General features: G+C 67.1%; 10 protein-coding genes. 3 read left to right on the top strand and 7 right to left on the bottom strand.

The window, feature by feature from the left end; all coding sequences use genetic code 11:
• Together BLP96_RS01635 and BLP96_RS01630 are read right to left on the bottom strand one after the other, a co-directional pair.
• Complete coding sequence (locus tag BLP96_RS01635) at window positions 1-1815, bottom strand: SEC-C domain-containing protein (RefSeq protein WP_089682404.1); 1815 nt, start codon at window positions 1813-1815, stop codon at window positions 1-3.
• A 60-nt stretch (window positions 1816-1875) separates the two neighbouring features.
• Window positions 1876-3132 carry an ABC1 kinase family protein gene (locus BLP96_RS01630; RefSeq protein ID WP_089682401.1) on the bottom strand — a complete coding sequence of 419 codons (1257 nt, stop codon included), beginning with the start codon at window positions 3130-3132 and terminating at the stop codon, window positions 1876-1878.
• A gap of 112 nt (window positions 3133-3244) precedes the next feature.
• Here BLP96_RS01630 and BLP96_RS01625 point away from each other — a divergent pair, with 112 nt between their 5' ends.
• The 3 genes from BLP96_RS01625 (at window position 3245) to BLP96_RS01615 (ending at window position 6809) form a co-directional block, all read left to right on the top strand.
• Window positions 3245-5167: a DNA topoisomerase III gene (locus BLP96_RS01625; protein WP_089682399.1), complete on the top strand. Its 1923-nt coding sequence runs from the start codon at window positions 3245-3247 to the stop codon at window positions 5165-5167.
• Window positions 5164-6075 carry a ketopantoate reductase family protein gene (locus BLP96_RS01620; RefSeq protein WP_089682397.1) on the top strand — a complete coding sequence of 304 codons (912 nt, stop codon included), beginning with the start codon at window positions 5164-5166 and terminating at the stop codon, window positions 6073-6075. The genes BLP96_RS01625 and BLP96_RS01620 overlap by 4 nt, the downstream gene beginning before the upstream one ends.
• A gap of 125 nt (window positions 6076-6200) precedes the next feature.
• Window positions 6201-6809, top strand: a complete 609-nt coding sequence (locus BLP96_RS01615) for a hypothetical protein (RefSeq protein ID WP_245682118.1) — start codon at window positions 6201-6203, stop codon at window positions 6807-6809.
• Window positions 6810-6884: 75 nt separating this feature from the next.
• On the opposite strand, the gene ppc is transcribed toward BLP96_RS01615, so the two are convergent.
• The 5 genes from ppc to cysM are packed head-to-tail and all read right to left on the bottom strand — an operon-like array spanning window position 6885 to window position 15020.
• Window positions 6885-9533: a phosphoenolpyruvate carboxylase gene (gene ppc / locus BLP96_RS01610; protein WP_089682395.1), complete on the bottom strand. Its 2649-nt coding sequence runs from the start codon at window positions 9531-9533 to the stop codon at window positions 6885-6887.
• Window positions 9530-10426: a nucleoside triphosphate pyrophosphohydrolase gene (gene mazG / locus BLP96_RS01605; protein WP_089682393.1), complete on the bottom strand. Its 897-nt coding sequence runs from the start codon at window positions 10424-10426 to the stop codon at window positions 9530-9532. Before mazG ends, ppc begins: the two co-directional genes overlap by 4 nt.
• On the bottom strand, window positions 10423-12699 hold the full coding sequence (gene relA, locus BLP96_RS01600; RefSeq protein WP_089682391.1) for a GTP diphosphokinase: 2277 nt from the start codon (window positions 12697-12699) through the stop codon (window positions 10423-10425). The genes mazG and relA overlap by 4 nt, the downstream gene beginning before the upstream one ends.
• Window positions 12700-12703: 4 nt before the next feature.
• Window positions 12704-14122 (bottom strand): TRAM domain-containing protein, encoded by a 1419-nt coding sequence (locus tag BLP96_RS01595; protein ID WP_089682389.1) that lies wholly within the window; start codon window positions 14120-14122, stop codon window positions 12704-12706.
• A 1-nt stretch (window position 14123) separates the two neighbouring features.
• Complete coding sequence (gene cysM, locus BLP96_RS01590) at window positions 14124-15020, bottom strand: cysteine synthase CysM (protein ID WP_089682388.1); 897 nt, start codon at window positions 15018-15020, stop codon at window positions 14124-14126.
• Window positions 15021-15122: the final 102 nt, after the last annotated feature.

Genomic DNA, 15122 nt, shown 5'->3' with positions numbered 1-15122 from the left:
TCAGTCGAGCTGATCGCGCAGCCAGGCCAGCGCCTCCGGCGTGGTACGCCACTGATCGCGCATCAGGGTGCGATACTGCCAGGCCTCGGCGCGACTGCCAGGCTCGGCGGCACCATCCGGTCCGGCCGCCACCGGGCGGGGATTGTCGGCACACAGCATGCCCAGGGCATGCGCATTGTGACGTTCCACTTCGGTGAGCGCCTCGGCCGCCTCGTCGCGGCGCCCGAGACGAAACAGCGCCAATACGCGCCCCATGAGCAGGCCGAGAACCGGGGTCGAATCGCGATAGCGCTCGGTCATGGCCAGTGCTTCCCGGTCACGCCCTTCGCGCAGGAGTTGGTCGAGTACCAGTTCCTGCAACCCCAGACTATCCTGGTCATCCAGTACCAATAGTTGCTCGGCCAGCTGGCGAGAACGCTCACGAGCGCCGCGCTCCATCCCCACCACCAGCGCCAGACCGGTCCGCAGCAACACGGCGTTGTCCGCGCGCTCCCACAGGAAGGGGCCATCACCGGCATCGCGGACTCGGGCCAGCCAACGTTCCAGGCGGTCGGCCAGCGGTTCGAACAGGCTCGGCGACATCCATGGCAGGCTACCGAAACGACGGGTCAGCGCCAGCGCCAGGGACTGCACGACGCACGGCGCATCGAGCCATTCCGGGTGGGCGCACAGCTCGCGTAGCCAGTCACCGGCCTGGGGCCATGGATCGGCTTCGAAGCCCATCGCGCTTTCCTCGTCCACGGCCGCCATGAAATGCGCCTGCCAGGCAGCGAACAGCGTGTCCTCTCGAGCACTGGTGTGGTATTCGAGTTCTCCCTCGGCATTGACGCGCACATCGAGCGCCGGTGCCGGCGGCAGTTCGGCGAGCAGTGTCTGCAACGCCGCCAGTGGCTCGGCAATGTCCTCCTCGGCATTGAGCAGTTGGTCGGCAAGGGTCGCACCGGGATTGTCGGCCAGGTCAGAGAGGAACTGCATTTGATCCGGATCGAGCTCGCCCTGACGTGCCAGGCGACGAAACCAGAAGCGCGCGCGTTCGCCAGCCTCTTTCTCGTGCCCTTCGTGAAGCAGCAGCATGGCCTCGATGTAGGCCAACGTCGGCGAATCGGGCAGCGCCTGCTGCGCACGCACGAAGGCAGCACGGGCGCTGTCCAGATCGTCATCGTCGAGATGCATCAGGCACAGCCGCTCCAATGCCACGCCGCGCAGGAACAGCGGTCCGCGCTCGAGCACCTCGTCGAGCAATGCCGTGCGCTTGCGGGTGAAACCGCGCTCTTGATAGAGATCGATCAGCAGCTCGAAGGCCGGCTCGGCCTGTTCGGGAAGACGTGACCAGTCGGGGCGCTGGAACAGCGCTTCGAGGATCTGCTGGGCGCGGCCACGCTGACCGGTCTCGGCGGCGATCAGCCCGGCTTCGAGCAGCGCCTGGGCCGGCGCGCGACCGCTGGCCAGCGCCGCCTTGAGCGTGGGGCCGGTCCAGTCGCGTAGCGAGAGCATCCACATCAGATGCTCAGGCACCTCACCGGGCAGGTCCACGGCGCCACAGCAGTGCCGGGTCTTACGCCCGGAATCGCACCAGCAGGGCTCATTGGCTTCCGGGCGGGCCAGCGGTTCACAGGCATAACCGAGGCGCTCGAGGGGGGTCTGTGACCACAGCTCCGGTGCCAGCGCCTGAGCCAGTGGCAGATCGCCGCCCAACTGGTCGGCCCCCTGCCGGCGTGCCCAGGCCATCAGCGTCGGATAGTGCTCGTCCTCACGAATCGCCGCCAGAGCGCCCGTGGCAAAGCCCAGCAGCTGTTCCACCCATACCGCCAGCATCGCACTCTCCGCCATCCAAAAACGGCACAGTCTAACAGCCCCGCGCGATGCTGGGCAGACTCAACCCATTGGCCGGCGGCGCGCCCAGTCGAGCAGTGGGCGACTGCGTGCCTGCATGTCGAGACGCCCACCGAGTCGCACCAGGTTCCAGTAGTGACCGTTCAGCGTCCGCGACAGCAGCAGGGTATCGGCAGGCGGCTGGAGACGGTCCATGGCTGCCCAGACCTTGGGGCTCAGATCTCGCAGGCGGCGATGCACCCGTACGTCGCCGAAATCCCGTTCTCCCGGGGCGAACAGCGGGGCCACGGCCTCGGCAGCCTCACGATAGAGCGCCAGCGGCGCTCCCTGCCCCTGCCGGCCACCCAGGTCGAGCAAGGCGCTGTCCATGGCCATGGGATCGCCATCGAGCGTCGCCTCGAGCAGGCGCATCATGGCCACCAGGCGGGCCTCGGGAACGGGAATCACCGCCCCCAGATCGTATATCACCAGGCGGCCCCGATCGTCGGCGGCGAAATTGCCGGCATGCGGGTCGGCATGCAATTCGCCGTGAGTGAAGAGCTCTTCGGTGAGCCAGTCGGCGAGCGTCGCGGCCAGGCGCTGACGCAAGGCATCGTCGGCCGTTTCCAGTTCACGCAATGGCGTCCCCGCCACGTAACGCATGGCGAGTACCCGCTGCGTGCAGTACTCGGGCAGCGGTTCGGGAATCACCAGGTTCTCGAGGTGGACGTAGCGCTGACGATAACGGGCCAGGGCACGCGCTTCGGCACGGTAGTCGAGCTCGCCACGCAGGCTCGTCGCCAGCTCCTCGAAAAGCGCATCGATACGCGCCTGGGGCACCTTGAGCCAGCGTCCCAGGCGCATCAGCCGACGCAACTGGGACAGATCGCTCTCGAGCACCTCGGCCAGTCCCGGGTACTGCACCTTGAGCACCAGCGTCTCGCCGTCACGGGTCACCGCGCGGTGCACCTGCCCCATGGAAGCGCTGGCAAAGGGACGCTCCTCGATCTCGTGAAAGTGAGAGTCGAGATCGCCATGGGCTTCGACCAGAGTACGGCGGATGTCAGGCCAGGGCATCGGCTCGGCCTGTCGTTGAAGGCGCGACAACTCGTCAGCCAAATCCGCCGGCAGCAGGTCATCCCACTGCGCCATGATCTGGGCGAGCTTCATGGCCGGCCCCTTGAGTTCGGAGAGCCCCTCGAACAGCGCCTCGCCCAATGCGCGCCAGTCGGCCTCACCGCCCAGTCGCGTGCGCACCAAGGCGCCACCGGTTCGAGCCCCGAGACCGATCAACCGCCGGGCCCTGCCACGCTCACGCATCGCGATCTCCAGTATGATTGATACAAGAGTTGTACATCACACGAGCAGCTTACACCTGGCAGCAAATCGCGAATACTGGAAGAATGTCCATGTCACCGTCGAAGACTTCGCCATGCGCCTGATCATCGCCGAGAAACCCAGCCTGGCCCGAGCCATCGCCGACGCGCTGCCCGGCACGTCCCAGCGCGCAGAGGGTTCGCTGCGCGTCGGCGACACCACCGTGACCTGGTGCCTGGGCCACCTGCTGGAGCAGGCGCCGCCGGACAGCTACGACCCGGCGCTCAAGCAGTGGCGGCTCGACACCTTGCCGATCCTGCCCGACCGCTGGCGGCTCGTGCCGCGCCCCAAGGCGCGCAGCCAGCTGACGGTGATCCGCCGCCTGCTCAAGGCCGCCCGCGAGGTGGTCCACGCCGGCGACCCGGACCGCGAGGGCCAGCTGCTGGTGCAAGAGGTCATCGAATATCTCGGCTGGAATGGCCCGGTGTCACGTCTGCTCGTCAGCGACCTCAACCGCCCGGCGGTGCAGCGCTCGCTCGCCCGGCTCGAGGACAACGCCCGCTACCAGCCGCTCTACCGTGCCGCCGAATCCCGGGCGCGGGCCGACTGGCTGTACGGCATCAACCTGACCCGGGCCTGGACGCTCACCGGCCGCCAGGCCGGCCACGACGGCGTGCTCTCGGTGGGCCGGGTACAGACCCCCGTGCTGGGCCTGGTGGTGCGCCGCGATGCCGAGATCCGCGACTTCGAACCCCGCCCCTTCTACACGCTGTGGGTGGACCTCGGCGTGGCGAACGGCGAGCTGCGCGCCTGGTGGCAGCCGGGCGAGGCCCACTCGCTGGACGAACAGGGCCGCCTGCTGGTGCGCGAACCAGCCGCTGCCCTGGCCGAGCGCCTGCCGGGCGCCGCGGGTCGCCTGACCTCGCTCGAGTCGCGCGAGCGGCGCCAGGCCGCCCCGCTGCCCTACTCGCTCTCGGCACTGCAGGTCGATGCCGCCCGGCGCTTCGGGCTCTCCGCCCAGGCGGTGCTCGACATCTGCCAGCGCCTCTACGAGCGCCACCAACTGATCACCTACCCGCGCTCGGACTGCCGCTACCTGCCCGAGGAGCACTTCGCCGGCGCCCACGCCACCCTGAAGGGCGCCTGTCGCCAGGACGACACCCTGCGCGAGTGGCTCGCCGGCGCCGACTTCACGCGCCGTTCCAAGGCGTGGAACGACGCCAAGGTGGGCGCCCACCACGCCCTGGCCCCCACCGGCAAGCCGGCCGACACGACGCGCCTGGCCAAGGCCGAGGCCGACGTCTTCCGGCTGATCGCGCGCAACGTGCTCGCCCAGTTCTACCCGGCGCTCGCCGTGCGCGAGGTGAAGGCCGAGTTCACCATTCTGGGCGAGCGCTTCCGCGCCAAGGGCCAGGAAATACTGGAACCCGGCTGGAAGCCACTCTTCACCACCCGCGACGAGGCGCCCCCCCTGCCCCCGCTCCGCGAGGGCGAGACGTGCCGGGTTCTCGATGCGGGCGTCGAGGATCGCGAGACGCGTCCCCCGGAGCCCTTCACCGATGCCAGCCTGATCAAGGCGATGATGAACATCGCCCGCTATGTCGAAGACCCGGCGGTGAAGCACACTCTTCGCGAGCATGACGGCCTGGGTACCGAGGCGACCCGCGCCGGGGTCATCGAGACCCTGGTGACCCGCGGCTACCTGGTACGCCAGGGCAAGGCGCTGCGCGCCACGCGACTCGGCAGCGCACTCATCGCTTCGCTGCCCGATGCGGTGGGACGGCCCGAACGCACCGCGCTATGGGAGCAACGCCTGAGTGCCATCGCCGAGCAGGCCGACTCTCCCGCTCCCTTCCTGAATGGCCTGGTCGAGGATCTGCGCGGCCTGCTGGACCACGCCGATGCCGGCCGGCTGCGTCAGGCCCTGCATGGCGCCCAGGGTGAAGCGGCGGCATCGCCACGACCGCCCGGCCGGCGCAAGTCTTCCACCGGCAAGCGCAAGCCACGACGAAGCCGGCGGCGCAGGAGTTCGACATGAGCGAGCCGGCAGGGCTCTGGAGTGCCAGCCACTGGATCGTCGGCCCCGGCGCCCTGGGGCGGTTGATCGGGCTGCGTCTGGCCGCGTCGATACCGGTGACCCTCGTCGGTCGCCGCCCACTGCCCGCCGGCCAGGTACTGATCACGCCCGAGGGCGACACACTGGCGCGCCAGTTGACCACCACCAGCCTCGACGCCCTGCCCGACATCAAGCCCGACGTGGTACACCTGACCACCAAGGCCTACGCCGCCGAGTCCGCGCATGCCGCCCTGGTGCCGCACCTGCCTCCCGGCACCCCGCTGGTACTGTGGCAGAACGGCTTCGCCTGCCAGCCACGGCTCGGCGAACGCCATGCCGGGCCAGTGCTGTGCGCCACCACCACCGAAGGGGCCTACGTGCAGGGCGACGACCGGATGACCCATGCCGGCCATGGCGAGACCCGCATCGGCGCCCTCGGCGGCGGTCATGTCCACCTTGCCCAGGCGCTGGCCCAGACGCTGACTCGAGCCGGGCTGCCGGCCTGGGCCGTCGACGACATCCATACCCGGCTGTGGCACAAGCTCGCCGTGAACGCCGCCATCAATCCTCTGGTGGCACGCTTTCGCATCCGTAACGGCCAGTTGCGCGACCGCCCCTTTCGCCCCCTGGTGGAGACCGTGATCGCCGAGATCGCCGCCATCATGGCCGCCGAGCAGATTCCTCCTCCACCTCGAGGCTGGCGCGATCTGGTGTGGCGAGTAGTCGCGGGGACCGCTCGCAATCGCGCCTCCATGCTGCAGGACGTGCTGGCCGGCCGCCCCACCGAACGCGCGGCGATCCTCGGCCCGCTGCTGGAAGCCGCGCACCGCCATGGCCTTTCGTCACCCCTTCTCGTCGAGCTCGACGATGCATTGAGCCACCACGGCTGACTGGCCGTTGCCTCGTCAAGTAAACTGGCGGGGTCAATTCGAGGTTGCTAAGCTACAAAAGATAATGACGAAAACGCAACGGGCAGGCGGCGGCAAGGCTAATCCGCCTGTTCGAGGTCAGGGATATGAAAACGGGTTTTTCCGCCGCCACCTTAGCGGTTGCGCTTGCCTTGCTGTCGCCACTGGCTGCAGCCGACGAGGCATCACCCTCGTTGTCGCTGACGCCGGTCGTCGAGGACCCTGTCTATACCAGCGAAGACATGGCGCGCCTGGCGCAACTCGACAATGGGATCATCGTCCAGGGTGCCGATCTGGACACCCCGGACGGTTACACGTCCGGATTTCGGCTCACCGCCGGCTACTCTCCCTATCGCCTACCGCAATTCGACCTGGGTGCAGAGCTGACCTATCGCACCAGTGACGAGGTTCCCTTGTCCATGGCGGGAGAAAGTCTGCTGATGAACACCACCAGCGTCGGCGGTAGCCTGGTGGCTGGCGTGCGCCTCGGACACCTGGGACTCTATGCCAAGACCGGTTTCGCCGAATGGAACGGCGACCCGCTCGAACCTGGCGAGTCGGCAAGACTGGCCACCGCCGGCACCTCGCGGGTGAACGGTTTCGGCGCCCGCCTCGATTTCCCGAGCGTCAGCGGCCAGCTGGAGTTCGAGGAGATCGATGCCCCGAGCATGCAGCATCTGAATCAGTTGACCGCCTCGCTGCACATCCCGTTCTAGCGATCCCCCAAGAAGGAAGAGAGGCCCCTTCCTTCTTGGTCATCTCGTGTGTCTCCTTGCTTCTTCCTTGCAGGCTCAGCCGGTATTGCGCAGCCCCGCTGCGATCCCCGCCATGGTCACCATCAGCGCCCGCGTCAGCTCGCCGCTGATGGCGCCGTCGGCATCGCGGTTGCGCTGCAACAGCTCTGCCTGCAGCCCGTGGAGCGGGTCGATGTAGGGATTGCGCACCTCGATGGCCTGACGAATCAGCGGCGTCTGCTCCAGCAGCACGTCCTGGTCGAGAATCTCCAGCACCACCCCTTCCAGACGCGTGAACCGCTCGCGCAGCGCTTCGCCCAGCGCCTTCAGAGCCGGCTCGTCGACCAGACGCCGCTCGTAGTAGGTGGCGATACCCACGTCGGCCTTGGCCAACAGCATCTCGAGCATATCCAGATAGGTCCCGAAGAAGGGCCAGCGGTCGCGCATCTCGCGCAGAACCTCGAGTCCGCCCTCCTCGGCGACACGCGTGGCGAAGGCCTCTCCGCTACCCAGCCAGGCCGGCAGCATCAGGCGGATCTGCGTCCAGGCGAAGATCCAGGGAATGGCGCGCAACGTTTCCACTCCGCCGTCCTGGCGACGCTTGGTAGGCCGCGACCCCAGCGGCAGCCGCCCCAACGCGCCTTCCGGCGTGACGGCACGAAAGTAGGGCACGAAGTCTGGATCCTCACGCACCACGCCCACGTAAGCCCGGTGGGCGATCTCGGCCAGACGATCCATCTCATCGCGCCAGTGCGGCTCCGGGGCAGGCGGCGGCAGTAGGGTCGCCTCCAGCACGGCGCAGGCATAGATCTCCATGGAGCGCAGGGCGATGTCGGGCTGGCCGAACTTGAAGCGAATCATCTCGCCCTGTTCGGTGACCCGCAGACTGCCGTCCACCGAGCCCGGCGGCTGAGACAGAATGGCCGCGTGAGCCGGTCCGCCGCCGCGCCCAACGGCCCCTCCACGGCCGTGGAATAGGGTCAGTGACACGTCGTACTGGCGACATACCAGTACGAGACGCTCCTGCGCGCGGTACTGTGCCCAGGCGGCGGCGAGCTGGCCGGCATCCTTGGCCGAGTCGGAGTAGCCGATCATCACTTCCTGGCGGTCGCCGGCGAGCGAACGATAGCCGGGCAACGACAGCAGCCGGTCGATGACGTCGGGAGCGCGATTGAGATCGTCCAGGGTTTCGAAGAGCGGCGCGATGGGCAGCGTCACCCCGCCACCCACTTCCTTCATCAGCAGCGCCACGGTGAGTACGTCGGAGGGCTGCGCAGCCATGGAAATCACGTAGGTGCCGAGCGCTTCACGATGCTCGCTGGCGATGACACGGAAAGTATCGAGCACCTCACGCGTCTCTGCCGAGCACTCCCAGCGTCGCGGAATCAGCGGACGACGCGACTCCAACTCGGAGAGCAGGAAGGCCTGGCGCTGCTCCTCGCTCCAGTCGCGGTAGTGGCCGAGAGCCAGGGTATCGGTGAGTTCGTCCATCACCTGGGCGTGGCGACTCGCTTCCTGGCGGATGTCGAGCTTGGTCAGACTCACTCCGAACACCGCCACGCGACGCAGGGTATCGAGCAGCACGCCGTTGGCGATGGTGTCCAGGCCCACGTCGCACAGCGAGCGGTAGCAGGCCAGCAGCGGCGCATACAGCTGATCGCGGGTCTCGATGATCGGACCGCCTTCGAAGCTGTTGCCGTCGAGTTCGGCCTTGGCCCAGTCACGAGTTGCTTCGACACGGCTCAGCAGCCGCTTGAGCAGCTCCCGATAGGGCTCGGCGACATCGCCCACCTCGGCCTTGAGCGCACTGTTGGCCTTCCACATGGACAGTTCGGCCTTGAGCTGGTCGAGGTCGCGCAGATAGAGATCGGCCGCCATCCAGCGCCCCAGCAGCAGCACTTCCCGGGTGACCCGTGCGGTGACGTTGGGATTGCCGTCACGGTCGCCGCCCATCCAGGAGGCGAAGACGATCGGCGAGGCATCCAGGGGCAGACGTTCGCCAGCGGTTTCCAGCAGCAGGTTGTCGAGATCGCGATGGAAGGCCGGTACCGCCTGCCACAGGGAGTTCTCGATCACCGCAAAGCCCCACTTGGCCTCGTCCACCGGGGTGGGACGTTCGTGACGGATCTCGTCGGTGTGCCAGGCCTGGCTGATCAGTTCTTCCAAGCGCCCGCGGGCGCGGCTGGCCCGCTCCGGATAGTCGGCGGACGACTCGATGACCGACAGGCAGTCGTCGATGGCATCGTACTTCTGGATCAGGGTCCGCCGAATGACCTCGGTGGGGTGGGCGGTGAGGACCAGTTCGACGCGCATGGAGGCCAGCGTTTCGACCAGCTTGCGCGGCGCATGGCCTGCGCGGCGCACGCGCTCGAGCAGCTCGCCGAGCACCGGCTGACTGCCCGGCTTGTAATCCTCCACGCGGCGGAAGCGAGCGCGGTAGTGCTGTTCGGCGATGTTGGCCAGATTGAGGAACTGGTTGAAGGCGCGGGTCACCGGCAGAAGGTCGCGGTCGGGCAGCTTGCGCAGGTAGTCGATCAGTTCACGGCTGCTCTGGACATCTCCCTGGCGGCCCTGTTTGGCCAGTCCGCGAATGGTCTCGATACGATCGACGAAACCGGAGCCCAGGTCATCGGCAATGGTGCGTCCCAGCCCATCGCCCAGAATGCGCACGTTGTCGCGCAGCGATTCGTGCAGGTCGTCGCTCATGGCCGTTCTCCTCGCAAGGGTGTCGCTGTCGGGGTGTCATGTCGTTTGGCCCGCTGCCAATGCCTTTCCAGGGTGTTCAGGTCGGCGTCCTGGAGCCGTACGCCACGTTCGGTGAGGGTGGCTTCCACGTGGCGAAAACGCCGCTCGAACTTGGCATTGGTGGCACGCAAGCGTTGTTCGGGGTCGGCCTCGAGAGATCGGGCCAGGTTGGCAACGGCAAACAGCAGGTCGCCCACCTCCTCGGCGGCGTGGGCACTGTCGCCATCGGCGAGCGCTTCCTCCACCTCATCGAGCTCCTCGCGAATCTTGGCGATCACCCCCCGGGTATCGGGCCAGTCGAAACCGACCCGAGCGGCGCGCTTGGACAGCTTGGCGGCCCGCGACAGCGCCGGCAAAGTGAGCGGCACATCATCCAGCACCGAGGCCGTGCCGCTCGCCTGCCGCGAGTCGTCGGAGGCTTCGCCGGTCCGTTCGGCTCGCTCCTCGGCCTTGAGCGCCTCCCAGCGCGAATGAACCTGACGGGTTTCGACCTGCTCGGCGGACACGCCGGGCGGGCGACGCGAAGCCAGGGTACCGTCGGGGAAGACGTGGGGATGACGACGCAACATCTTCACCGTCAACGCATCCACCACGTCATGGAAGTCGAAACGCCCCTCCTCGCGGCCGAACTGGCTGTAGTAGACCACCTGGAAAAGCAGGTCGCCGAGTTCGCCGGGCAGCTCGTCGAAGGCCTCGCGTTCGATGGCATCGGCCACCTCGTAGGCTTCCTCGAGGGTATGCGGCACGATGGAGTTCCAGTCCTGTTCGAGGTCCCAGGGACAGCCCTGCTCGGGGTCGCGCAGCACTGCCATCAGAGTCAGCAGGTCCCGCAGGTCGTGACGTATCTCGCTCATGCCTTCTTCCTCTTGTGCTTGCCGCCCTTGGCACCGCTTCTCAGGCGCTTGACGTCGATCACGTTGGGCAGTTGCTGAATGCGCGAGAACAAGCGCCCGAGGGTTTCCAGGCCGTCGACCTCCACGGTGATGCGCATTCTCGCGATGCCGTCGCGAGTATCGGTCAAGGTATTCACCGACAGGACATTGACCCGATCATGGCTGAGCACGCCGGTCACGTCGCGCAACAGGCCGGAGCGATCCCAGGCCTGGATCTCGACATCCACCGGATACTGGGTGAGCGCGCGTTCGCCCCATTCCACCTCGATGATGCGCTGCGGTTCGTCGACGCGCAGTTGCAGAATGTTGGGGCAATCCTGGCGATGCACCGTCACGCCGCGGCCCTGGGTGATGAAGCCGACGATGGCATCCCCCGGCACCGGGTGGCAGCAGTTGGCCATGCTGGTCTTGAGATTGCCCACGCCCAGCACGGTGATATCGCTGGTCCCACCCTTGGACTGATCGCGGCGCGGCTTGGCCAGCAGGCGGTCGAGTTGCTCCTGATCGTCGCTCTCGCCGAACAGCTGCTGGGCCTGGTGCAACACCTGACCGACGCGCAGGTCGCCGGCACCCAGCGCCGCATACATGTCGTCGGCGGTAGCATAGTTGACCTTGCGCGCCAAGGTTTCGAGATCCATGTCCTCGACGTCGAGACGCTTCATCTCGCGCTCGAACAGTGACTTGCCCTCTTCCAGATTCTGCTCGCGCGCCTGGTGCTTGAACCACGCCTGGATCTTGGCGCGAGCCCGGGACGTACGCACGTAGCCGAGGTTGGGATTGAGCCAGTCACGGCTGGGGCCGCCCTTGGTGGCCGTGAGGATTTCCACCTGTTGACCGGTCTTGAGGCGATAGGTGAGCGGTACGATACGACCGTTGACCTTGGCGCCGCGGCAACGGTGCCCCACCTCGGTATGCACGCGGTAGGCGAAATCGATGGGCGTGGCGATGCGCGGCATGTCGATGACGTGGCCATCGGGAGTGAAGACGTAGATGCGGTCCGGCGCCACGTCGCTGGAGAGCCCTTCGCGCAGGTCGCCGAAGTCGCCGACTTCCTCCTGCCATTCGAGCACCTGGCGCAGCCAGGCGATCTTCTCCTCGTAGCTGGAGCTCTTGGCCTTGGTGTCGTGCCCCTTGTAACGCCAGTGGGCGCACACGCCCAGCTCTGCCTCTTCGTGCATGGCGAAGGTACGAATCTGTATCTCCAGCACCTTGTTCTCGGGGCCGAGCACCGCCGTGTGCAACGACTGATAGCCGTTCTTCTTGGGGTTGGCGATGTAGTCGTCGAACTCGTTGGGCACGTGATGCCAGCGCGAGTGAACGAGCCCCAGCACGGTATAGCAGTCGGTCACCTCGGGCACCAGGATGCGCACCGCCCGCACGTCGTTGACCTGGGAGAAGTCGATGCGCTTGCGCTTCATCTTGCGCCAGATCGAATAGATGTGCTTGGCACGGCCATTGACGTCGAAGTGCGATATGCCCTGGGCGCTCAGCATCCCCTGAAGGGTCTCGACGACGTCATGGATGTAGCGGTCGCGGTCGACGCGCTTCTCGGCCAGCTGCCGGGCAATGGTCTTGTACTCCTCCTCGTGGAGATAGCGGAAGGAGAGGTCTTCGAGTTCCCACTTGATCTGGCCGATCCCCAGGCGATGCGCCAAGGGAGCGTAGATGTCGAACACCTCACGGGCAACGTGCTGCTGCTTCTCTCGCGGAGCATCCTTCACCTGGCGCAAGGCACAGGTACGTTCGGCGATCTTGATCAGCGCCACCCGTACGTCATCGATCATGTTGACCAGCATCTTGCGCAGGTTGTCCTGCTGATCGTGCTGTATCAGGCCTTGGCTGGGTGTCTGACCGTTGCTGATGGCGGCCATCTGCAGCACGCCGTCGATCAAGCCGGCCACCTCGCGTCCGAAACGCTTGGTCACCGCCTCGAGCGACAGCAGCCCCTCTCGCACCGCACGGTATAGCACCGCGGCCTCCAGCGCCGGCTGATCGAGCTTGAGCTCACCGAGAATGTCGGCCATCTCCAGGCCCATGCGATAGCTGGTCTCGGCGGGCAGCCACGGCTTGTGGGGCTTCTCGGCCTCACGGGCGAGACGCAAGGCCAGTTCGCAGGCCTGGCGCAGCTCCTCGCGATCCCGCAGCTTGACGTCTTCTTCCAGGCGGGCGAGCCAGTGGTCGATATCGACCTCGCCGCTCGACGTGAGCGGCTGATCGTCGCGCACTTTGACCATGTCGTCAGGTTCCTTGCGATAACGGCTGCCGCTCGGGGTGCTCGAACAGCAGCACGGATTCCAGGTGCGAGGTGTGCACGAACATGTCGGCCACCGCCGCACGCGCGATACGGTATCCACCATGCACGAGGCGTGCCGCATCGCGAGCCAGCGTTGCCGGATCGCAGGCGATGTAGGCCACGACCGGCACGGGGCGCGCCGTCAGCGCCCGGCACACGGCCTCGGCGCCCTCGCGTGGCGGATCGAGCAGAACGGCCCGTGGCGCATGCGTCTCGAGCAACGCCGATACTGCGGCAATATCACCCAGGTCGGCTTGCTCGGCGGTCAGCGTCAGGGCGTTGTCGCGGGCATTGTCGGCCAGACGACTCACCATCGCCGGGTGCCCCTCGATGGCCGTGACTCGGGCACCGTCGGCGGCCAACGGCAAGCTGAAGTTGCCAATGCCGGCATAGAGATCGAGCACCGTCCGCCCGGCAGGCACGGCTAGCCAATCGCGTACCGTTGCCACCAGGCGACGATTCACCGCAGCATTGACCTGCACGAAATCCCCCGGGGCGAAACGCAGTCGCAATGGTGCATCCCCCGGGCCCCCGGGCAGCACGTAGTGCAGCGACGGCGGCGGCGTCAACCAGGCGAACTCGGGACTCTCACGCCCCAGCCAGTGGCCCACCGCTACGCCATGGGCCTCGCCAAAGGCTTGCCAGCGTTCGCGGTCAGCCGGCGACTCGCGCAATTGACGAACGACCACCGCCGCACCGCCATCGCTGTCGAGCAGTTCCACATGGCCGACGCACCGCGGCGCCTCGAGACGCTCGAGCGACTGGCGAAGAGGGCCGAGCAACGCCGCGAGCCGCGGCACCAGAACGGGGCAGGCGCCGATGTCCACCAGGCGGTTGGCGTGGCGCTCGCGAAACCCCAGGTGCAGCCGACCTTCGCCGTCCACCTTGACGCCGAGCCGGGCGCGCCGCCGATAGGCGGTGTCCGGCTCGGCCAAGAGTAGAGGCGGCTCGGCGAGTTCGATGCCTTCGCGCGCCAGCAGGTCGACGAGCACCGCCTGCTTGTGCGTGCGCTGACCGGTCAGCGACAGATGCTGAAGGTCGCAGCCACCGCAGCGCGCATAGTGCGCGCAGGGAGGCGCAACGCGTTGGGGCGAGGCTTCGAGCACGGTGCGGACATGGCCCTCGTCGTAGCGCTTGCGAGCGCGATGCACGGCCGCCTCGACACGCTCGCCGGGCAAGGCACCCGCGACGAACAGCGTCTTGCCATCCGCGGCATGGGCCACCCCGCGCCCATCGTGAGCCAGGCGTTCGATGACCGGCGCGGTAGCGTCTTCGCCGACTACCGGCGGTGGCGTCGCTTGACGCTGAAGCCCCGAGACTCCGCTGCGCCGACGATTCGGACGGCGCTTGCCCAGCATGGCCATGTCAGGCCTCCGGGGCGAACAGGCCGGTGGAGAGATAGCGGTCGCCACGGTCGCAGACGATGAACACGATCACCGCATCCTCGACCGTCTCGGCGACGCGCAGCGCACCGGCCAGGGCGCCGCCGGAAGAGACCCCGGCCAGGATGCCCTCCTCTCGGGCCAGGCGACGCATCTGCTCTTCGGCCTCGTGCTGGCCGATGTCGAGCACCCGGTCGACGCGGCTGCTGTCGTAGATGCGCGGCAGGTAGGCCTCGGGCCAGCGGCGGATGCCGGCAATGCTGGCGCCATCCTCCGGCTGCAGGCCGACGATCTCGACCGCAGAGTTGCGTTCCTTGAGATAGCGCGACACGCCCATGATGGTACCGGTGGTGCCCATGGAACTGACGAAGTGGGTGACACGGCCCTGGGTCTGCTCCCATATCTCCGGACCGGTACCCTGGTAGTGGGCCAGCGGATTGTCGGGGTTGGCGAACTGATCGAGACGCTTGCCATCGCCGCGAGCGATCATCGCCTCGGCAAGGTCGCGCGCCTCCTCCATGCCGCCCTCCTTGCTGACGCTGACCAGCTGCGCCCCGTAGGCCGCCATGGCTTGCTTGCGTTCGCTGGAGGCGCTCTCGGGCATGATCAACACCATGCGGTAGCCCTTGATGGCCGCGGCCATGGCAAGTGCAATCCCGGTATTGCCGGAGGTCGCCTCCACCAGGGTATCGCCAGGCGTGATGTCACCGCGCGCCTCTGCCTGCTCGAGCATGGAGAGCGCCGGTCGATCCTTCACCGACCCCGCGGGATTGTTGCCCTCCAGCTTGGCCAGCAGCGTATTGCCGCGACCGGCCGAAATGCGCTTGAGCTGCACCAGCGGCGTATGGCCGATGACTGTCTCGATGGTGGGGAAAGACATGCAACCGTCCTTAAGAAAAGGTCATCTCTTCATTATATCCGTGGGGCCAGCCACTGGACAGGCTAGCCGCTTGGCTGTGGCATACTGGGCTGGTCACCCACG

It is taken from the genome of Billgrantia gudaonensis (assembly GCF_900100195.1).
GTDB lineage: Bacteria > Pseudomonadota > Gammaproteobacteria > Pseudomonadales > Halomonadaceae > Halomonas > Halomonas gudaonensis.
Note: the sequence above shows the minus strand (reverse complement) of the source record. Positions and strands in the feature narration are given on the sequence as shown.